Consider the following 22856-nt stretch of genomic DNA (forward strand, 5'->3'; position numbering starts at 1 on the left):
TATATATCTTAATATATAATGAAATTTAGAAAAATTATTATATTTTAAAAGGTAAGGTGATTTTTACTTGAGCACCTTCATATTCATTGTCTTGATAGGTGAATTTAGTATTGTTTATTTTTATTTTTCCGTACATTGAATCATTTATTACTTTATATGTAATATTTAATCCAAGTCCAATTCCATGGGCTTGATGTTTTGTAGTAAAGTATGGCTCAAAAACTTTATTGATATGTTCTGTTTTTATTCCACCTGCATTATCTGTAACAATAATCTCAATAAGATTATCTTTATTTGTATAAGAATCAATAAAAATATATTTTTCTAAATCACTTTTTTCTAAAGCATCTTTTGAATTATGTATTAAGTTAACTAAAGCTTGAACTAAACTATTTGGTAAATTTGTAAGTTCAATTGTATCATCTAGATTTGTTATTATATTTATATTATTCTCACTAATTAGATGCTCTTTAGCTTTAATAGATTTATTGATGATTTCTGTAAGGTTAAATTTTGAAAGTTTTTCTTTACATGATAAATCCCTAAAATTATCAATGGTTTCAGATAAATCTTGAGAAGTATTCATTATTTTTTGCATTGATGATAAGATTTCATTTTTATCATCAATACCAAGTTGAAGATTAAGTTTTACACCAGATGCACAAGTAGTAATTAAAGATAATGGTTGTCTCCATTGATGTGCAATATTTCCAATCATCTCCCCTAATGCAGCCATTTTACTTTGTTCTATTAATTCTAGTTGTTGTTTTTGTACTTGCTCTTTTAACTCAATCTCTTTTTGTAATGCCTTATAAAGATTATCATTTACAGCTTCAAGTTGTTTATTTTTTATAATAACTTCAATATAAAGATTTAATTTATTAATAAATTGATGATTTTCAATGGGTTTAGTAAGATAATCAATTGCACCAATTTGAAAACCTTTTTGTTGAAACTCTTCTTTTTTAAAAGCAGCAGTTAAAAATATGATAGGGATATTTTGCGTTCTTGGATTACTTTTTAGATATTTTGCCGTATCAAAACCATCAAGTCCAGGCATTTGTACATCTAATATAATAATATCAATCTCTTCTTTATAAGTGATTTTTAAAGCCTCTTCTCCACTTGATGCTAAAACTAGTTCTACATTTTCTAAATACTCTTGAATTAGATATTGTAAAGATACTCTATTTGCTTCTATATCATCAACTGCTAAAATTTTTATATCTTTCATATTTTCCTCTTATAAATTCTATTTTTTTTATCTATTGTTAAAAACTTTTCGTGATTATCTAAAGATTCACTCTCTCCTAAAACCAAAAAACCATAAGAGTCTAAAGATTGCTTAAAAAGTTTAAATATATTCTCTTTTAATTCTTTATCAAAATAAATAAGTACATTTCTACAAAATATAAGTTGAAAGTCATTGATTTTTCTATCTTCAACTAAATTATGTCTAAAAAATAAGATTCTTTGTTTTATCTCTTCATTTATTTCAACAAAATCACCATGGTCATAAAAGTATTTACTAAAACTTTCACTTCCTCCTGCTTGATAATAGTTTTTTAAAAACTGTTTATAGTTTTGTTTTGAATATAAACCATTTTTTGCATTTTTTAAAATCATCTCATTTAAATCTGTAGCATATATTAAACTTCTATTTAATAAACCTATCTCTTTTAAAAATATTGCAATAGAGTAGGGTTCTTCTCCACTACTACATCCAGCACACCAAATTTTAATATCTAAAAAACTATCAAGCTTTGGTAAAAGAGTATCTTTCAATTTCTTAAAAACCTCAGGATTTCTATAAAATGTAGTGATATTAACAGAAATATTAAAAAATAAATCTTTAAAAATATTTTTATTACTTAATACTTCATTTTGAAACTCTAAAAAATTATTTGGTTTTAAATTACTATAAAATAGTTTAACTCTTCTTTTTATATGTTCAAGATTATAACCTCTATAATCATATCCATACTCTTCATAGATTTTATTTAAAAACTCTTCTAGTTGAGTGTTATTAAATGGATCATTATTTAAGCAAGTGTTTATATATTTATTTATTGATTCAAGTGATAAGATTTCATCGTAATAGTTAGTTTTTATAGCATTTTCAAGCATTGGTTTTGCCTCACACTCTTTTGGATCTTCTATAATAACTGTACTTTCATTTTCTTGTAATAACTTAAGACTATCACTTCCATCTGAACCATATCCACAAACAAGTATTGCTAAAAGATTATTTTTATACTCATTTGAAAGAGTTTCAAAGGTTATACTAATTGATGGCTTTGAAAAGTTTCTTTTTTCCTCATTTGTTAAAAATATAAATCCACCAATAATTATCATATGTTTACCAGGTGGTGCTGTGTAAATAGTAGAGTTTTCAATTTTCATATCAGATTTTGCCTCTACTACTTTATAATAAGCTGTTTTTGTTTGTAAAATTTGGCTAAGGCTACTTTTTTCATCTGATCTGTGATGCATAATAATAAAAATAGACATTTGAGAGTAGGGAAGGTTTTCTACTATATCTATAAATTTTTTTAAGCTTCCTGCACTTCCTCCAATAGCTAAATATTCTAAGTTTAATTTTTTTCTTTTTATTCTATTTTGGTTTCTTATAAATTTTACTTCAAAACCTAATTGGTTTAAATAGTTTTTTAAAGTTGTTTCATTTGAATATATGCATAAATGTGATTTTATTTTATTTAATGCTAATATAATTTCACTTTCAATAGTTTGAATATTTAAAAAATTAATTTCAATGCTTTTTTTCTCATAATCTAGCAATGATAAAAGTTTTTTTATGTCTTCTTCTTTTTCAATGTTTTGAACAATTATTTTTAAAGTATTATTTACTTCTTGTGAAACTATGTTAATCATTTGTGTTTTTTATTGCTCCAAATTTCAATTAAACTTGCTAATACATTAATCTCAATAGGTTTTGATAAATAATCATCTGCTCCTAAACTAATACATTTTTCTCTATCATCTTTCATAGCTTTTGCTGTAACTGCAATAATTGGAATATGTTTGATTTTTTTATCTTCTCTAATTTTTTCCATTGCTTCATATCCATTCATAATAGGCATCATTATATCCATTAAAATTAAATCTATTTTATTTTTTTCATCTTTTAAAAAGTCTAAAGCTTCTTGTCCATTAAAAGCTGTAAAAGTATTTGCATTAAACTCTTTTAATGCAGCATCTAATACAAAAATATTTTTAATATCATCATCAACAATAAGTATATTCTTTTTACTTAAATCTACATCTTTAAATATCTCTTTTTTCTCTTCTTTCTCTTCTTCTCTATGCAAAAATAGATTTATCTCATTTAAGATTCTTTCATTTGAATTAGCAGTTTTAATAATAATACTATTGCTATACTCTTGAAGTTTTAGTTTTTCTTCTTTATCTAACTCTTTTCCTGTATAGATAATAATAGGTAGTTTTGGATGTCTATTTTTTATATATTCACAAACTTCATATCCGCTTCCATCCATAAGAGCTAAATCAACTACAACCGTATCATAATGTTCTGTTTTTACTTCATTGATTGCTTCTTGTGCTGTTTTAACACCTTTTATATTTATATCATCTGTTCCAATAAGTTCAATTAATGCTTCTTTATGAATGTCATCATCTTCAACAATTAGCAAATCTTTAATCTCTTTTTTGTTTATATTTTCAAATGAATTAATAATTCCATTTATATCTGTATCAACTACTGGTTTTTGTAAGTATCCAATTGCTCCAAGTTTCAAAGTCTCACTATTTTTGTCTTTTGAAGAGATTATATGTACTGGTATATTTTTTGTTTCATGATTTGCTTTTAATTTTTTAAGTACTTCTACACCATCCATATCAGGAAGTGTTAAATCTAATAAAATACCTTTTATATTATATTTTTCAATTAACTCTAAGCCCTCTGTTGCATTTAAGGCTACAAGTCCAAAGTTACCACCCCTTTTTATCTCTTCATACACTACTTGTGAAAATACTTCATCATCATCTATTATTAAAAAAGCTTCTTTATTTAAATCTAAAATATCTCTATCATCTTTAACTTCTTTTATCTTTTTATCTTTTTTTTCTTCTATAAAAGCTGGTTTAGGTATTAGCGTTTGTTTATTTTCTTTAGAAGGATTATTAGTTAAAGGCTTATTGTTTGAAAGATTTGGTAAATCAACACTAAAACTACTTCCTTTATTTTCATTTGATTGCAATGAAATATAACCTCCAAGAAGTTTAGCTAACTCTTTAGAAATAGATAATCCAAGACCTGTTCCTCCATACTGCCTACTTGTACCACCATCAGCTTGCGTAAATGCTTTAAAAATTAGATTTTGTTTCTCTTTTGCAATACCAATTCCTGTATCAATTACACTAATACAAAAATCTTTAGTTAAATCTTTTGATGCAGTTATACTTAAAGTAATAGAACCTTCTTTTGTAAATTTAAAAGCATTTGAAACTAGATTTCTAATAATTTGAGAAATTCTATCTTTATCATTACAAATTACTTTATTATATTCATCTACAATTTTAAATTCAAGTCCTTTTTCTGTTGCAGTGTAGCCAAAAGTTTCATTCATTTGTTCCAATAAATCAATACTATTAAACTCATCTACAATTACTTCCATTTTCCCAGATTCAACTTTTGAAAGATCTAATATATCATTTATAAGTCTTAAAAGCTCATTTCCAGAATCAAAAATAGTATTTGCTTTTTTTATATCATCATTTGATAAAGTTTGTTTACTATTTTTTTGAAGTAGTGAGGATAGAAGAATAATAGAATTAAGTGGAGTTCTAAGCTCATGGGACATATTTGCTAAAAATTCAGATTTATATTTTCCTGATTGCTCTAATTGTTCTGCTTTAGTTTCAATATCTTTTTTTGTCTCTTCTAAAAGTCTATTTTGTTCTTTTAGATTTTGTTCTGAAATTTTTAATTGCTGTTGTTGCTCTTCCATATTAGCATTTGCTTCTTCAAGTTGTTGTTGTTGCTCTTCCATATTAGCATTTGCTTCTTCAAGTTGCTGTTGTTGCTCTTCCATATTAGCATTTGCTTCTTCAAGTTTTTGTTGGTTTATTTCTAACTCTTTGTTTGCAAGTTTTGTTTGTTCTAAAAGCTCTTTTACTTTTTTATTTTTTATTGCACTAGAAATTGCAATACAAACTGTTCTATTGATGCTTTCAAAAAAATCTAAGGTTTTTTGTTCAAACTTTTCAAAAGATCCAATCTCTATTACTCCATATACTTCATTACTATGAATTAAAGGAAAAGTATAAGTATTATAAGAGTTTTGTGTAACTGTTCCTGTTGTAATTAATGCTTCATCTTTTTTTATATTTTTTAGTAATATTGGTTTTTTTTGAAAAGCTACTTGACCAATTATTCCCTCACTTAAAGCAAACTCATTTGAAAGCTCATCTCTTTTTACATGGGCAAAACTTGAATACTGTATAAGCCTTTTGCTCTTTTCATCATAAATATAAAGTACAGCTACTCCTGCATTTATATAGTTGCTTATAAAATTAATAGATTCATCAGTTACATCTTTTAACTCTTTAATATTAATTAGTATTTGATTTAGCTGATTAACTCCATCTTTAATCCAATTTTCATTATCTGCTTTTGTGATACTATCTCTTGTTCTTTTTATACCAGCATTTACTGCTTTACTCATAAGTCCAATTTCATCTTTTGTATTATCTTGTAAAAACTCAACTTGGTTTGATTCTCTATTTAGGTATTTAAAAAAAGTCAATAAGCCATTTTGAAAATTATCCAATGGATTAATTATATATTTTCTTATTATAAAATACAAAATTAAACTAACAACTAAGAAAGTTATTAAACTAATTATTATTAGTGTATTAGTAAGTTGATTTGGTACTTTTAATACTTCTTTTAGTTCTTCTTCTGCTACAATAGCCCAAGAAAGAGTTTCATCAATATTAAATAGTGTATATGATGATAATACTTCTACATTTCTATAATCTTCTATTATTTTTGTATTAGAAAATCCTTTAAAGGCTTCTTTTACTGCAACTGTATCATTAAAACCAACTTTTGGATTTTTAAAAGAGGCAACTAGGGAGTGTGTATTAGGAGCAATATGACTATCACTTCTCATTAAATAGTCTTTACCCACTAAATAATCTTCATGGGTTTTTGCATAACCACTTCTAAAACTCATAATATTTTGAATACTATTTGTATCAAGTTTTAAAACTAAAATTGATTTAAAATCACCATCTATGTAAATAGGACTAGCTAAGAACATAGCAGGTTTAAAATTGTCAGGTTCATATGCTTGCATATCAATATACGAAGTTTTTTTGGTTCTTTTTACTTTTTGCCAAATTTTTGCAAGATTTGAGTTACTTAAACTTCCAGTTGATAAATTTTGTCCAAAATCTGATTTCTTTTTGTAAGTATAAAATACATGCCCATACTCTTTTGAAACTAATAATACATCATTAAAAGGGTATGTGTTTGTATAATCTTTGTAAAATTTATCCCATTTTACTGATGCTTGTTTTATTTTATCATCATCAATTGGGAAACTATTATAAGGATCAAAACCAATCTTCTTATGAAGCTTTTCAAACTCAATTGTTAAATCTTTTACATAAGAAGTATGAGATAAAAGATTTACTTGTTTACTATATAGTTTAAATAGTTCTTCTAATTGTTTTACTTTTGAGTCTCTTGTAGATGTTAATGTTTCATATTTTTGTTCTATTAAGGTCTCTTTTGTCTGCTTTATTGAAATAAACCCTAAAATAAAAGATAAAAAAATCAATGATAAGATAGAAATTATTAATAGTTTTAATTTAATAGATAAGTTTTTCATTATGCCTCTTTGTTAAGTAATACAACATTTTAGCACATAAAGTATTATTTTTTTTAAAAAGTGGCTTTATTTTATTCTGTTTTAGAAAAATTATTAAACAAGTACTTATCTAACTTTTAAATTAGAAACATTTAGTTATAATCGCGACAGATTATGAATATTGGAGTTAGTTTTATATGGTACAAGTAGTTAATTTGAAAAAAGCTTTTGGTTCAAAAGTTTTATTTCAAGATATAAATTTAAAATTAGATACAGGAAAAAGATATGGACTTATTGGTGCAAATGGTGCTGGTAAGACTACTTTTTTGAAAATTCTTTCAGGTGAAGAAGACGCAACTGAGGGTGACATACAAATACAAAATGGTAAAAAAGTAGGAACACTTTCTCAAAATCAGTTTGCATATGAAGAGTATTCAATCTTTGACACGGTACTTTTAGGAAATAAAAGATTATATAATGCAATCAAAGAGAAAGAAAAACTTTATATGTCAGAAGAGTTCACTGATGAGGTAAATAACAGATTAGGTGAATTAGAAATAATTTGTTGTGAAGAAGATCCTACATATGAATATGATGTAAAAATTACAAAAATTTTAGAAGATTTAGGTTTTCCATCATCTCAACAAAGTGATTTGATGAGTACATTAACAGGTGGAGATAAATTCAAAGTTTTATTAGCGCAAGTTTTATATCCAAAACCAGATGTTTTATTTTTAGATGAGCCAACAAATAACCTTGATATTGAAACAATTGGTTGGTTAGAAAATCAATTACAACATCACGATGGAACAATGGTTGTAATCTCTCACGATAGACACTTCTTAAATGCAGTGTGTACTCATATTTTAGATGTTGATTATAAGCAAATTAGAGAGTTCTCAGGTAATTATGATGATTGGTATATAGCTTCAACACTGCTTTCTAAACAACATGAAGCAAACAGAGATAAAAAGTTAAAAGAAAAAGAAGAACTTGAAAAGTTTATTGCGAGATTTAGTGCAAACGCTTCTAAAGCAAAACAAGCAACTTCAAGACAAAAACAGCTTGAGAAACTTGATGTTGGTTCAATTCAACTTTCAAGTAGAAGAGACCCATCAATTGTATTTAAACAAAAAAGAGAAGTTGGAAAAGAGCTTCTAATGGTTAAAAATATTTCAAAATCTTATGATGGTAAATTAGTATTAAATGATATCTCATTTACTGTAGAAAAAGATGATAAAATTGCACTTATTGGACCAAATGGTATTGGAAAATCAACACTTTGTGAAATTTTAGTAGGTGAAATCAAACCAGATAGTGGAGAAGTTCATTGGGGTGCAACAATTCAAAATGGATACTTTCCTCAAAATGCAACTGATGTAATTAAAGGAGATATGACACTTTATGATTGGTTGAGAAACTTTGATAGAGATGCAGATATTAATGAAATTAGAAACTGTTTAGGAAGAATGCTATTTAATGGTGAAGAACAAGAAAAGAAAGTTGAGTCTTGTTCAGGTGGAGAAAAACATAGAATGTGGCTTTCAAAAATCATGTTAGAACAGCCAAATTTTATGGTTTTAGATGAGCCTACAAACCACTTAGACCTTGAAGCTATTATAGCACTTGGTGAAGCACTTCATACATATGAGGGTTCAGTAATTTGTGTATCACATGATAGGGAACTACTTGATGCATACGCAAACAGAATTTTAGCAATTCAAAATGATGGAACAATTTTTGATTTTAAAGGTACTTATGAAGAGTATCTTGAAGCTAAATAGAGTATATTTATAAAACAAAGAAGAATCTCTTCTTTGTTTAAAGTATTACTTATTTTTTGTAGACATCATTCTAAGCTCTTTTCTTTTAATTGCATCGCTATATCTTCTTTTGTCATCTTCAGTTACAAGCTCTAATTGAGGTACTGTCATCGCATTTCCATCTTCATCAACAGCAACCATTGTAAAATAACATACATTTGTATTTTTTATTGAATTATCTCTTGTATCCTCTGATATTACTTTTATTCCTATTTCCATTGAAGTTCTTCCTGTATAATTTACACTTGCATGAAATGTAACTAAAGAACCTACTTTTATTGGGTTTTTAAATAATACCATATCAACAGATAATGTAACTGCAAAGTGTCCTGTATATCTTGCTGCACAGGCATATGCAACATGGTCAAGCATTTTTAAAATCTCTCCACCATGTACATTTTTACCTGTAAAGTTTGCTTTATCTGGGGTCATTAACATAGTCATTGTAAGTGATTTTTCGCGCTTTACATTTTGAATCATAAATTTTACCTTTATTTTTTTATGATTATAAAGTAGATAAATAGCATAAGAGTAACTTTGTAACTTTGTGAAGAAAAAATTATATAAAAGAGATAAAAAGTAACATTTTAAAATATTACTTTATTTTCTTTTTCATTTTTTCTCTAAAGTTTCTTCTTTTAATAGCCTTTTTATATCTTCTTTTCTCTTTTTTTGTAATTGGCTCATATTTAGGAACAGGCTTTGGATTCATATTCTCATCAACAGAAATCATAGTAAAAAAGCAAGTATTTGTATGTATTTTTTCTTTTGTTTTTACATCTTGAGAAACAACTTTTATTCCTACTTCCATTGAAGTGGTTCCTGTGTAGTTTATCTTTGCTTTAAAGGTTACTAAAGAACCAACCTTTATAGGATTTTTAAATAAAACCATATCAGAAGATAAAGTTACAACATAAGTTTGACAATACTGTGTTGCACAAGCATATGCTACTTGATCAAGCAGTCTTAAAATCTCTCCACCATGGACATTTACTCCTGAAAAGTTTGCCATGGTTGGAGTCATTAGCATATTAAGTTTTATTTTTGTTGGTAGTTTTCTTTTTATCTTTTCTTCCATTATTTATCCCCTTATAGCATACTATTCATTTCTTCTTGTGTTAAAGTTTTAACTCCTAAGCTTATTGCCTTATCATATTTACTTCCAGCATCTTCTCCATATATAACATAATCAGTCTTTTTTGAAACACTAGAACTTACTTTTGCACCTAAGCTTTCAAGGTTTTTCTTTACTACACCTCTACTTACACTCATTGTTCCTGTAAGAACAACTGTTTTCCCTTTAAATGGATTGTCATTTACTTCTATTTTTTCTTCAACTTTTGGTTCAATTATTTCAATTAATTTTGTAACAAGTTCACTATTTACTCGCATAAACTCAACAAAAGAGTTTGCCATTTGCTCTCCAATACCATCAAGAGCAACAAGTGAATCATAATCAATGTTAATAGCATCTAATCCAAACTCTAAGCATATCTGTTTTGAAGCTACTTCTCCAATATGTTCAATTCCTAAAGCATTGATAACTCTATAAAGTTCACTTCCTTTTGTTTTTGAAATAGCATTTAAAAGATTATTTATTTTTTTCTCTTTAAATCCCTCAAGCTCTTGTAAATCTTCATATTTTAAAGAGTATAAATCTAATATATCATAAATCTTTTTCTTTTCTACTAGAAGTTCTACTATTTTTATTCCTAAACCATCAATATTCATGCAGTTTTTTGAAGCAAAGTAGATTATAGAGTTTGTTACAATACTAGGACAATCAAGATTTTGGCACTTTATTAATGTTCCCTCATCTAAAAGTTCACTATTGCATTTAGGACAGTTTGTAGGTCTTGTTACTTCTTTTTGTGTTCCATCTCTTCTATCATGAAAAACTTTTGTAATTTTAGGGATAATATCTCCACTTTTTATAATAATTACTTCATCATTTATTCGCAAATCCAATCTTGCTATTTCATCAAAATTATGTAAACTCGCTCTTTCAACAGTTGAGCCATCAATTAGTGTTGGTTCAACTGCTGCAACAGGAGTAACAACACCTGTTCTTCCAACTTGTAATAAAATATCTTTTATTTTTGTTGTTTTTTCAACTGCGGGAAACTTATATGCACATGAATAACGTGGAAATTTTACTGTGTGACCAAGCTCTTCTTGTGTTTCTAGGTCATCAATTTTTATAACCATTCCATCTAGCATCATTTGTATGTCATTTCTTGATTTTATGATTTTATGGTAAAGCTCTTCTATCTCTTTTATATCTTTGCAAACTTTTTGTAAAGGAGGTTTTGAAAAGCCAAGTGAATAGATATAATCCATCATTTGACTATGTTTTTTTTGATTTAAGCTATTTTGACCAACACCCCAAACATTGAAAAATAGTTTTCTTTTTGCTGTTATATTTGGATTAAGTTGTCTTAAACTTCCAGCTGCTGCATTTCTAGGATTTGCAAAAGGTGCTTCTTCATCTTTAAGTCTTTGTTCATTGATTTTTTCAAAATCACTCTTTTTAATTACAATCTCACCTCTTATTTCAAGTAGTGATTTCTCTTTTATTTCCAAAGGAATAGAGTAGATTGTTTTAACATTATTTGTAACATCTTCTCCTGTAGATCCATCTCCTCTTGTAATTGCTTGTTTTAAAATACCATTTTCATAAATAAGATTTAAACTAGCTCCATCAAATTTTGGTTCACAATAAAACTCTAGCTTTTCATTTACTTTTTTAGCTCTATTTATCCAATCTTCAAGCTCTTTTGTGTTAAAAACATCTTCTTGAGACCACATTCTACTTAAATGATTTGCTTTTGTAAATCCATCTAATATTTTTCCTCCTACTCTTTTATTTGGAGAGTTTGGGTGTGAGTCTTGAGGATAAGTTTGTTCAAATGCTAAACAAGCCCTTGCAAGTTTGTCATACTCTTCATCTGTTGCAATAGGATTATCTTCAACATAATAAGCATTTGCCCATTTTATAAGTGTTTGTATATTTTTATTGTAATCTTCTTTTGTTATAATTTCCATCATATAATATTCTTTCATATTTAAAATTTTAAAGATTATACCTAAGTTTTCTAAACAATCTTTTGAAGTATATCAACTCTAAAAGGTTTATAAAAAGTTGTCTCTTTTCCATCATTATATTTATCAAACTTATCTTTGATTTTGTATTTTAGTTCATCTGTTATTTGTATATCATTATATGACAGATTCATCTGTTTTTTTTCAAAATCCTCAAAGTTTAAGTATGTTATTTCTGTTTTAAAAAATATCTCTTTAAAAAGTTTAAATTGTTCTTTATCTACACTATTTTTTATTGCTTCAAAGGCTTTTTTTCTTACATCTTCTTCATTATGAAACATTGCTACTAATTCATTTTGTTCACCTTGATGTAAAGGTTCACTAATATAAGCTAAACCATTTGGTTTTAGTACTCTTTTTATCTCATCTAATGCTTTATTCATAAAATTTTCAGGAATATGATGAAAAGATTTAAACATAAAAACCATATCTACACTTTCGTCTTTTAAATCAATATTTTGTGCACCACAGAGTTTAAACTCAATGTTTTCAATATCAAACAATAGGTTTTTTTTATGCTGGATTTCATCTACTTCACATGCAATAATTTTTCTATTTACTCCTGTTTGTGCCAACTGTTTAGTCATATTTGCACTACCACAACCAAGCTCTAAAATCGTTTTATTATCAAGATTTAGCGTCTCGATTAAATAAGCTTCATTTATTATTTGTTCGATATTGTTTTTTAATAACTGCATTTATTTCCTTTGTAAAAAAATTATTATACTTTAAAAATATAATTTAATAATAAAAAAATTAATTTAGTATATTTTAAGCTTTTTGTTAGTTGATTATATTAATATTATGTATATTTAATAATGGGAGAATATAATGATTATTGATTATAAAGATGTTGAAGATTTAAATAGATACAAAATAATGTCAGATACTGTTGTTCCAAGACCAATTGCTTGGATTGTTACAGAAGATGGTGGGGTGATAAATGCAGCACCTTTTTCATACTTTATACCAATCTCTAGTAACCCAGCAACACTAATTGTTTCAATAGGGCAAAAAGAACCAGGTGTTCCCAAAGATACTTTAGCAAATATATTAAAATATAAAAAAGCAACAATATGTTTTGTAAATAAAAATAACATTGAAGAAGTGAAAAAATCAGCTCTTGCCTTAGAAAAAAATCAAAGTGAAATAGAAGAGTTTGAAATAGATGTTCAAAAAGTTTTAGAAGATTATCCAGCTATGATTAGCTCTTCACAAACTGCACTTTTTTGCCAATTATATGGTACTGTTGATATTCCAGGAAAAACTACTCCCTTGATTTTAGAAATTAAAAAACAGTTTATTGAAGATGAAAGAATAGATGAGAGATTTCATGTAAATGTTGATAATGTAGGAAGATGTGGAGCTTATTTTAAAGCAATGGTTGATTTATAAATAAAATAAAATTTTTTTATACAGAATATTTTTTTATTATATAAATTCTTTGCCACTTTTTATTCTTTTTGTGTATAATAGAAGACTAATTTAATAAAAAGGATAAAATTAAATGAGTAGTGAGAAAAAAAACAACTCAACAATTTTAAAACCTGTATTTTATCCATCAGTAATAATAATTGCAGCTCTTGTAATATTTGCAGTGATGGTGCCACAAGTTGCAGGTGAAGTTTTTAATGGTGTCAAAGGATTTATTGCAGATAAATTCGGATGGCTTTATATGCTAAGTGTAGCTATATTTAGTCTTTTTGCAGTTTTTTTAGCAATTTCTCCTTTTGGTAGATTTAAACTTGGACCTGACCAATCTAAACCTGCATATACTTATGCTTCATGGTTTGCTATGCTTTTTAGTGCTGGTATGGGTATTGGTTTGATGTTTTGGGGTGTTGCTGAACCTGTTATGCATTATGGTGCACCTCCAACTGGTGACAAAGAGACAATTGAAGCTGCTAAACAAGCAATGAGAATTACTTTCTTTCACTGGGGATTACATGCTTGGGCAATTTATGCAGTAGTTGGATTAGTACTAGCTTACTTCTCTTTTAGACATGGCTTACCACTTTCTATAAGATCTGCACTTTATCCTATGATTGGAGATAAAATCTATGGGAAAATAGGTCATACTGTTGATACAATAGCAATACTTGGAACTATTTTTGGTGTAGCTACTTCTTTAGGTCTTGGAGTTTTACAAGTTAATGCAGGTTTAAACTATATTTTTGATATACCTGTTGGTCTTACAACACAAATTACACTAATTGCTATTATTACAGCAATGGCAACTGTTTCTGTTGTTTTAGGACTTGATGGGGGAATCAAAAGATTATCTGAACTTAATCTTTATTTGGCAATTGCACTTGTTGCTTTTATTTTTTTAGTAGGACCTACATTTTTTCTACTTGGTGCACTAGTTGAAAATATTGGTAATTACTTAACACATGTTGTACAAATGACATTTAATCAATATATTTATGAAGATACTAAATGGATGGGATGGTGGACATTCTTCTATTGGGCTTGGTGGATTGCATGGGCACCTTTTGTTGGGATGTTTATTGCAAGAGTATCAAGAGGTAGAACAATAAGAGAGTTTGTTCTTGGTGTTTTATTTGTTCCTGTTGGATTTACATTTATATGGATGACTGTTTTTGGAAATACTGCACTTTATACTATTATGAATGAAGGCTTTACAGCACTAAGTTCAGCAGTATCAGCTGATGTTTCAACAGCTTTATTTAAATTTTTAGAGCATTTTCCTTTTTCAAGTATAATCTCTATTATTGCAATTATTTTAGTTATTACATTTTTTGTAACATCTTCTGATTCAGGTTCATTAGTAGTTGATACTATTTCAAGTGGAGGAAGAGAAAATAATCCAGTTTGGCAAAGAATATTTTGGGCAGTTCTTGAGGGTGTTGTTGCAGCAGCACTATTAATTGCAGGAGGTTTAGAAGCCTTACAAGCTGCTTCAATTACTATTGCTTTACCCTTTGCTGTAATTATGATAATTGCTTGTTGGGGACTTTACAAAGCTTTACATTTAGAAGTTATTAGATATGATTCACTTCAACATCATATGAATGCAGGACGACATGGAGAAATAAGTGGTACTTGGCAAAATAGATTAAGTAGACTTATTGAGTTTCCAGATTCAAGTGAAACGAAAAGATACATTAATGAAGATGTTGTTGATTCAATGCATATTGTTGAAAAAGAGCTTGAAAGACATGGATGGAATGTAGAAGTTGCAAATGATAAAGAAAAAGGTATATCAATTTTAACAGTAGAACATAACGGTGATCTTGATTTTGTTTACGAAGTTAGATTTAGAAGATATGATATGCCAACATATGCATTCCCTGATGCAATAAATCCAAATCATGAACAGAAAAAATATGCAAGAGCAGAAGTACATTTACAAGATGGTAACAAATCATATGATATATATGGTTATGAATCTGATGTTGTTGCTAGTGATATTATTGATCAGTTTGAAAAACACAGACATTTCTTACATATTACTTCAGGATTAAATCCTGTTATTCCAATAGATTAAAAAAGCAAGAGTTTTCTCTTGCTTTTAAATATATATACTTTTTAAAAACTTTCCCATTCGTCATCTTTTGAAGCTTGTGCTTTTATAGGTTCACTACTTCTTGGTGGATGTTTTTTTACTGTTGTAGAAGTTTTAAGCTCCTCTTTTTGTGGTTTATAAGAACTTTTAGTTGATGGCTCATCTTTTACTATTTTAACTTCTCCTTTTCCATCAAAACTATTTTTATTAACATTCTCAACTACTTCTTCTGCAATTTTATTTGTTCTTTTTGCGATATCATTTGTTTTATCGGCAATTGCTGCATTTTCTTGAGTAAATTGGTCTAGTTGTCCTACTGCATCTGCAATTTGTGTCATACCAATACTTTGTTCTTTTGCTGCGTTTGTAACATCATCAATAAGTTTACTTGTATTTAAGATTTTTTCTTCTAATTGAGTAAAACCTTCTATCATTTTACTACTTATGTTTTTACCACTATTAGCTTTTAAAGTTGCATCTTCAACTAACTCTTTTATCTCTTTTGCAGCTTCAGCACTTCTACTTGCTAAGTTTCTCACTTCTTGTGCAACAACTGCAAAACCTTTTCCAGCTTCACCAGCAGTTGCAGCTTCTACTGCTGCATTTAAACTTAAGATATTTGTTTGGAATGCTATTTGATCAATAACACTTATTGCTTCATTTATATTAGTAACAGTATTATTTATTTCATCCATTGATTTTACTGTTTCATTTGCAAATCCTTTACCCTCAGATGCAGAAGTTCTAGTTTCATTAGAGATATTCAGCATCTCTTGTGCTTTTTGACTTGTTTGTTCAATATTACTTGTAATCTCATCAATTGATGCAGCTGTTTGCTCTAAAGATGAAGCTTGACTTGTAGCATTGTTACTTAAAGTGCTTACACTAGAAGATAACTCTTTTGCACTATGTTGTAACGCTTGTCCATCTTTTTGATTATCTTGAAGCATATTAGTAACCATTTTGTTCATTTGAATTATTTCATTTCCAATTTTACCGCATGAATTACTATCAAGTTTTGCTGTAAACTCTCTATTTGTATATTTTTCTAAGGTTTCACTAATTTTATTTAAATCTTTTCCAACTAAAGCTTCAAGGTTATTAAGCATATCATTTAAAAGTTTTTTTAACTCAAGTAAAGAGTCTGTTGAAGTATCTCTTTTAATTCTTTTGTCCAAATAACCTTGACCTACTGTATTTACAATAGTTTTTACTTCATCAATTAGATTATTATCGTCTTCAATACTTTTTTGAATTGCTTTTACATTTGAGTTTATACTTTGTGCCATAATACCAAACTCATCATTGCCATTTATTGTTATCTCTTTTGGATTTGAAATTTTTTTGTTTAAATATTCAAAAAAATCATCAAGTCCTGTTGATATAGATGATAAATTTTTATTCAATTTTCTAATTGAAAAAATAATCACCAAACTAATCACTAAAAGACCTAAAATACCAGCTATAATAGAGAAGTTTCTAATAAATATAGCATGTTTTAGATACTCTTTTACAGGTGCTGAAACAAAGAATAACCAATGTTGTCCTGTATCTCCTATTTTAAAACTTTTCGAATAATAGTATGAGTCTTCATTTGTTACAGTAGAAGTTTTTGTAAAGTGATAATCTTTTCCCTCTTTTGCTAACTCAATAGCTTTTGTATACTCTTTTTTATCATCAACAATATCAAAAATTTGTTTATTTAAATATTTCTCATCTTTGTGACCTACCATTATTCCATTGTGATCTAAAATAAAAGTATAACCTTTTTCATAAATTCTTATTTTTTTTGTCATTTCTGAAAATGTATTAAGTGTGATATCTATTCCAATTGAACCAATAAATTCACCTTTATAATACATTGGTACACCAATAGTAGTCATAAGTACTTCTACTCCATCTACAGGATATAAATAAGGTTTTGTAACATAGTCTTTTCCTGTTCTTTTAGGTCCAATAATCCATTCTGTTTCTTCACTATATATAGAACCTACTTGAACTTTATGGGTACCATTACTTTTTACTACATAAGGGTTGAATTGTCCAGTTTTATCATATCCCTCAATATTGCTATTTTCAGGAACAGTATCAAAAAATTGGCCTCTATTTTTTATCTTAACCCAAATTCCTACAATTTGAGGATTATAATCTAATACAGATTTGAAAAACTCAATAGTCTCTGTTTTATTAAGTCTTGCATCATTTTCTAATGCTTCTTCAAATTTAGAAGATAACATTCTTGTAACTGTTAAAGAAGTATTTATATCTTGTTGTACTTCTAAGGCATGTTTGTTAGCAACTTCTTTTATATAAAGTTCTGCATCATTTTGTGCTGTTTCATATGAGTACTTAGATACAAAAAACATTGTTAATCCAAAAGCAAGGATAGTAACGCTTAAAACTTGTAATAATAGCTTATTACCAAATGAACTCTTTTTCATAATAATTCTCCATAATGTTATAGCTAAATTATTATAACACATAAAAGTTACATAATGAAGACAAAAGTGTTATAAATTATTCAGAAGTATAAAAAATACTTCTGAATTTCCCATTTTTTCTATATTTTTGGATATGTCATTTCTTTAGGATTTACATATTTTTCAAACTCTTCTTTTGTTAAAAGTTTTAAATTTAATGCTTCTTCTTTAAGTGTAGTACCATTTTTATGTGCAGTTTTTGCTATAAGTGCAGCATTTTCATAACCAATATAAGGATTTAATGCTGTAACTAACATAAGTGAATCATTTAAATATCTATTTATATTCTCTTTGTTTGCTTTAATACCAATAGCACACTTATTATTAAATGACACTATTGTATCGCTTAGAAGCCTAATTGATTGTAGTATATTATAAGCAATAACAGGTTTAAATACATTTAGTTCAAAATTACCTTGACTAGCACTAATACTAACAGTTGTATGGTTTCCCATAACTTGAACAGCAACCATTGTCATAGCTTCACTTTGTGTTGGATTTACTTTTCCTGGCATGATTGAACTTCCAGGTTCATTTTCTGGAATAATAAGTTCTCCAATTCCACATCTAGGACCAGAAGCTAGCCATCTAATATCATTTGCTATTTTCATAAGATTTGATGCTAATGCATTTAATGCACCACTTAAAAAAACCTCTCCATCATGAGAAGTTAGTGCATGGAATTTATTTGGGTGAGAAACAAATTTATATTTTGTTTGTGTTTTTTCATTTAATATTTCACAAACCATATTTGAAAAATTTGGATGTGAATTTAATCCAGTTCCAACAGCAGTTCCTCCAATTGCAAGCTCAACAATATATTTCATACTATCTTCAAGTTGATTTTGTGCTTTTTGTAACATATCAACATATGCACTTAATTCTTGTCCAAGTGTTAATGGAGTTGCATCTTGAAGATGTGTTCTTCCTATTTTTACTAAATCTTCGAACTCCTTTACTTTTTTTGTAAAGGTATCTTTTAAAAGTTTTATTGCAGGAAAAAGTTGTTTTTGTAACTCTAATACAAAAGCAATTCTCATAGCAGTAGGATAAGTATCATTTGAACTTTGTCCTTTATTTACATCATCATTTGGATGTACAAGCTTGTTTACTCTAAAATCTTCACCTAAAATCTCAGTTGCTCTTGAGGCTACTACTTCATTTATATTCATATTTGATTGAGTTCCACTTCCTGTTTGCCAAACAACTAAAGGGAAATTTCCTTCAAGTTTTCCTTGAATTACTTCTTCGCAAGCTTGTATAATAGCCTGTGTTTTATTATCATCAAGTCTTTCTAGTTTGTTATTTACTAATGCACAAGATTTTTTTAAGTATGCAAAACCTTTTATAACTTCACTTGGCATAGTCTCAGTTCCTATGGGAAAATTTTCAACACTTCTTTGTGTTTGTGCAGCCCAATACTTATCATTTGGTACTTTCATCTCTCCCATAGTATCTTTTTCTATTCTATAATCCATCATTTACTCCTTTTGCATTTGGCAAATATTATACCACAAAAATAAGATTCTGAGAATGAATATCAAAAACTATTTTACAATTTGATGAAGCTTTGAACATTGTCCTAAAAATAAATCAACTCCACTCATATCATTCATTATATCTTGGAAACTATGTACATGAGCATTATATACATATACAAAAATTTCATCATCTTTTTTTAGAAAATTATGTTTTCCAAACTCTGTATATGCAGTAGCTCCAGCTGCAATTATAATTCCTTTTGCTTTATTTGCATTTTTTAAAAAAGGAGTTAACTCTTCTAAGGGTCCGCAATCTTCTTGGGTATTAAACTTCTCAATCATCCAATCTTTTAATTGTGTAAAAAAGTAGCTATAAGATTTTACTGCTGAAATTGTTCCATAATCATATACAATTCCATCTCTTTTTATAAAAGAAGCTATGTGATATTTTGCCAATACTGAATCTTTTTCATTAAAACTATCTATTTTTATAATGTCTTGAGACATTCCTTTTGTTCTTTCACCCCAATTCTTCTTTGTACTTAACTTTTTGCCATCATTTACTCTAATAGAGCAATCATTAAATGCAGAAAAACTTTTTGGAACAATATCTATAATTTTTCCATCTTTATATTCAAAATCACATATTAAAGCAACTTCTGCTTCAACTTGTAAATTTTTATCTTCCTTTCCATGAGTTAATATAGTATCATCACATAAAGGAAATGTACCTAAAAAGCTATCATGGTTTTTTATATAAAAAGGAAAAATACCTTTTGGTGCATCTTTTTTTTCTGTTTTAATTACAGAAAATTCATCAGCTTCTCCTGCTTCTCCTAAATGATTTGCAAAATTTCCTGCAACGGCAAAACCTAAATAGTCTTTATACTCTTCTAATATCATTTTTTGTTCCTATTATTCCTTATAAAATATTAAATAAAATACAAGATAGTATTTTAAACTCATAAACATAGTGTATTTTTTATTTGATTAAGTGTGTAAGTTGAGGGTATTAAAAAGGATTTAAAAAAGAGTTTTACAAAGGCCTAAGCCTTTGTAATTAAATAGTTCTCCATTTTTGTGGTCCAGTTGTATGAATAGATACACCCTCACTGTCAACAGCGACTGTTACTGGCATATCTTTGACTTCAAACTCATATATTGCTTCCATACCCATCTCTTCAAATGCTACTACTTTTGCATCTTTTATTGATTGTGATATTAAATATGCTGCTCCACCTGTTGCTATTAGGTATGTTGATTTATACTCTTTTATTAAATCTATTGTTGGCTGCTTTCTTTCAGCCTTTCCTATCATCCCTAATATTCCTATTTCCATCATATCTTTTGTGAATTTATCCATTCTTGTTGATGTTGTTGGTCCTGCTGGTCCTACTACCTCTCCTTTTACTGGATCTACTGGTCCTACATAATATATAAATCTATCTTTTAACTCTAAGTTATTTGGTAATGCTTTCCCTGCTTCTTTATACTCTACAATCTTTTTATGTGCTGCATCTCTTGCTGTTAAAATCTTTCCTGACAATAGTAATGTATCCCCTGATTTAAACTGTGACAAATTCTCTTTTGTTAAATCTTCTATATTTACTCTTTTTACACTATCCATTGGTATCTCTAAATCAGGCCAAATATCCAAATCTGGTTTCTCGAATTTTGCTGCACCTTTTCCATCTAATTCAAAATGTATATGTCTTGTTGCTGCGCAGTTTGGTATCATTGCTACTGGTTTTGAAGCTGCATGACATGGGTAATCTAATATCTTTACATCTAATACTGTTGTTAAGCCTCCAAGTCCTTGTGCTCCTATACCTATTTTATTGATATCTTCATACAGTCTTAATCTTAACTCTTCAACTGCATTTTTTGCTCCTCTTTTCTTTAATTCATGTATATCTACATGATCCATTAAAGACTCTTTTGCAAGTAGCATTGATTTCTCTGGGTTTCCTCCAATTCCTATTCCTAGTATTCCTGGTGGACACCATCCTGCTCCCATTTGTCTTACATTCTCCATTACCCAATCATATATTGAATCTGATGGATTTAGCACTGTAAACTTAGATTTATTCTCACTTCCTCCACCTTTTGCTGCAACTGTTATCTCTACTTTATCTGAGTTATCTACACTATAATGTATTACTGCTGGAGTATTATTTTTTGTATTCTTTCTCTCTCCTGCTGGGTCACTTACTACTGAGTATCTTAATGTATTATCTGGGTCTGTATATCCTTTTGCTACTCCCTCATTTAATACATCTTCTAACTCTTTTGACAACTCTAGTTTTGCATTTAAACCAACTTTAATAAAAATATTTACTGATCCTGTATCTTGGCATAATGGTCTATGTCCCATCGCACACATCTTTGAGTTTATCAATATTTGTGCTATTGCATTCTTTGCTGCTTCGGATTCCTCTTTTTCATATGCTTCTACCATTCCTTTTACAAAATCTTCTGGATGATAATACGAGATATATTGACAGGCTCCTGCGATACTGTCTATTATATCTTGCTCTTTTATAACGCTCATTCTTTTCCTTTCACTTAAAAAGTGACAATATTATACAAATTTCTTTATGAAAAAAATCTTTTTGTCACTTCTTCTTGAAGTTTTTGTCCAGAAAAGTGTGCTCTTTGCACAAGTTCCCAAAAATATCTATATGTTGCTCTATCATGTAGCTCACCATCATATTGAATTGGTCCCCATTCAGCATCCTGTGCTGCAAGTAATATATTTTGAGCTGCTTGAAGTTCAGTAAAGTCTGGTTTCATCGCATCTACAATTGCTTGAATTTGTGTTGGATAAATTGACCACATTCTCATAAATCCAAAATCATTTCTTGCAATTTCAGCATCTTTATAAGTTTGATATGGATTTTTTAAATCAAGTGTTACATTATGACAAGGTATTACATGATTTTGAATTGCTGCTTGACAAACTCTTGTTTTTGCAGCTGCAATTAGTCTATGATTAAATTGACCAGGACTTCTCATGTTAATCGCAGGAATTGCACCTTGATATCCAGAAACAAAATCCATTAGACCAAAATCTAATACTTGTAACCAAGGTAAAGTTGCAATTTTTTCTACATCATTTAAAGCTCCATGTGTTTCAATTAAGATATGAATTGGAATCTCTCTTGTTATTCCTGCTTCTTTACATTTTGCTTGAATATACTCAACTTGAGTTTTTACATCTTCATAAGAAGTTGATTTTGGAAGAGTAATATAAGCTAATTTTTCACCAGCACCTGGAACTAATATATCAACATCTTGTCTCCAATCTGGGTGAGAAAAGTCATGAATTCTTGTACCTGCCATAGCATATGGATTTGCATCTGAGTTAACAACTCTTACAATCATATTTGCATGTTCTACTTCTTTTCCTGTTTCTGCTCCATCTTCACAATCACAAGTGATATCAAAAACTGGACCTAATTTTTTTTGCATTTCAAATGCTTTTAATATTAATTTTTCACTTCCTGCAAAGTGTTCACAAGAAGGAATTATTGGTAAAGATTTTCCTGATTCAAATAGTGCTTTATTTGGATGTGTCATAATAG

At 28.2% G+C, this 22856-nt stretch carries 15 protein-coding genes; 3 read left to right on the forward strand and 12 right to left on the reverse strand.

Annotation, left to right across the window (positions count from 1 at the left end):
* Nucleotides 1-37 precede the first annotated feature (37 nt).
* The 3 genes from ACAN_RS06560 to ACAN_RS06570 are packed head-to-tail and all read right to left on the reverse strand — an operon-like array spanning nt 38 to nt 6878.
* The gene (locus tag ACAN_RS06560; RefSeq protein WP_079578953.1) at nt 38-1234 is read right to left on the reverse strand and encodes a hybrid sensor histidine kinase/response regulator; all 1197 of its coding nucleotides are present in this window, start codon (nt 1232-1234) and stop codon (nt 38-40) included.
* Nucleotides 1231-2892: a CheR family methyltransferase gene (locus tag ACAN_RS06565; RefSeq protein ID WP_099335304.1), complete on the reverse strand. Its 1662-nt coding sequence runs from the start codon at nt 2890-2892 to the stop codon at nt 1231-1233. Before ACAN_RS06565 ends, ACAN_RS06560 begins: the two co-directional genes overlap by 4 nt.
* Complete coding sequence (locus ACAN_RS06570) at nt 2889-6878, reverse strand: response regulator (RefSeq protein WP_099335305.1); 3990 nt, start codon at nt 6876-6878, stop codon at nt 2889-2891. Before ACAN_RS06570 ends, ACAN_RS06565 begins: the two co-directional genes overlap by 4 nt.
* Nucleotides 6879-7054: 176 nt before the next feature.
* Between ACAN_RS06570 and ACAN_RS06575 the strand changes: the two genes are divergently transcribed.
* On the forward strand, nt 7055-8641 hold the full coding sequence (locus ACAN_RS06575) for an ABC-F family ATP-binding cassette domain-containing protein (protein ID WP_099335306.1): 1587 nt from the start codon (nt 7055-7057) through the stop codon (nt 8639-8641).
* 45 nt (nt 8642-8686) lie between these two features.
* On the opposite strand, the gene ACAN_RS06580 is transcribed toward ACAN_RS06575, so the two are convergent.
* The 4 genes from ACAN_RS06580 to ACAN_RS06595 all read right to left on the reverse strand — a co-directional run bounded on the left by ACAN_RS06580 (nt 8687) and on the right by ACAN_RS06595 (nt 12480).
* Nucleotides 8687-9160, reverse strand: a complete 474-nt coding sequence (locus ACAN_RS06580) for an acyl-CoA thioesterase (protein ID WP_099335307.1) — start codon at nt 9158-9160, stop codon at nt 8687-8689.
* Between the two features lie 115 nt (nt 9161-9275).
* Entirely contained in the window at nt 9276-9758 is a 483-nt protein-coding gene (locus tag ACAN_RS06585) for an acyl-CoA thioesterase (RefSeq protein ID WP_099335308.1), read from the reverse strand.
* Nucleotides 9759-9769: 11 nt separating this feature from the next.
* Entirely contained in the window at nt 9770-11716 is a 1947-nt protein-coding gene (ligA, locus tag ACAN_RS06590) for an NAD-dependent DNA ligase LigA (RefSeq protein ID WP_099335315.1), read from the reverse strand.
* 59 nt (nt 11717-11775) lie between these two features.
* Nucleotides 11776-12480, reverse strand: a complete 705-nt coding sequence (locus tag ACAN_RS06595) for a class I SAM-dependent methyltransferase (RefSeq protein ID WP_099335309.1) — start codon at nt 12478-12480, stop codon at nt 11776-11778.
* Between the two features lie 133 nt (nt 12481-12613).
* Between ACAN_RS06595 and ACAN_RS06600 the strand changes: the two genes are divergently transcribed.
* Nucleotides 12614-13177 (forward strand): flavin reductase family protein, encoded by a 564-nt coding sequence (locus ACAN_RS06600; RefSeq protein ID WP_099335310.1) that lies wholly within the window; start codon nt 12614-12616, stop codon nt 13175-13177.
* 112 nt (nt 13178-13289) lie between these two features.
* Nucleotides 13290-15293, forward strand: coding sequence for a BCCT family transporter (locus ACAN_RS06605; RefSeq protein WP_099335311.1), 2004 nt, complete (start codon nt 13290-13292; stop codon nt 15291-15293).
* 41 nt (nt 15294-15334) lie between these two features.
* Here the strand turns inward: ACAN_RS06605 and ACAN_RS06610 are convergent, their stop codons facing one another.
* The 5 genes from ACAN_RS06610 to ACAN_RS06630 form a co-directional block, all read right to left on the reverse strand.
* Nucleotides 15335-17752 carry a methyl-accepting chemotaxis protein gene (locus tag ACAN_RS06610; RefSeq protein ID WP_165773087.1) on the reverse strand — a complete coding sequence of 806 codons (2418 nt, stop codon included), beginning with the start codon at nt 17750-17752 and terminating at the stop codon, nt 15335-15337.
* Between the two features lie 119 nt (nt 17753-17871).
* Complete coding sequence (fumC, locus tag ACAN_RS06615) at nt 17872-19269, reverse strand: class II fumarate hydratase (protein WP_099335313.1); 1398 nt, start codon at nt 19267-19269, stop codon at nt 17872-17874.
* Nucleotides 19270-19338: 69 nt separating this feature from the next.
* Entirely contained in the window at nt 19339-20175 is an 837-nt protein-coding gene (locus tag ACAN_RS06620) for a DUF5718 family protein (protein ID WP_099335314.1), read from the reverse strand.
* 157 nt (nt 20176-20332) lie between these two features.
* Entirely contained in the window at nt 20333-21823 is a 1491-nt protein-coding gene (locus tag ACAN_RS06625) for a fumarate hydratase (RefSeq protein WP_147525206.1), read from the reverse strand.
* A gap of 44 nt (nt 21824-21867) precedes the next feature.
* Nucleotides 21868-22851, reverse strand: a complete 984-nt coding sequence (locus ACAN_RS06630) for an HpcH/HpaI aldolase/citrate lyase family protein (protein ID WP_079580241.1) — start codon at nt 22849-22851, stop codon at nt 21868-21870.
* Between the last annotated feature and the right edge of the window lie 5 nt (nt 22852-22856).

Source organism: Malaciobacter canalis (genome assembly GCF_008000835.1).
GTDB classification, from domain to species: Bacteria; Campylobacterota; Campylobacteria; order Campylobacterales; family Arcobacteraceae; genus Malaciobacter; species Malaciobacter canalis.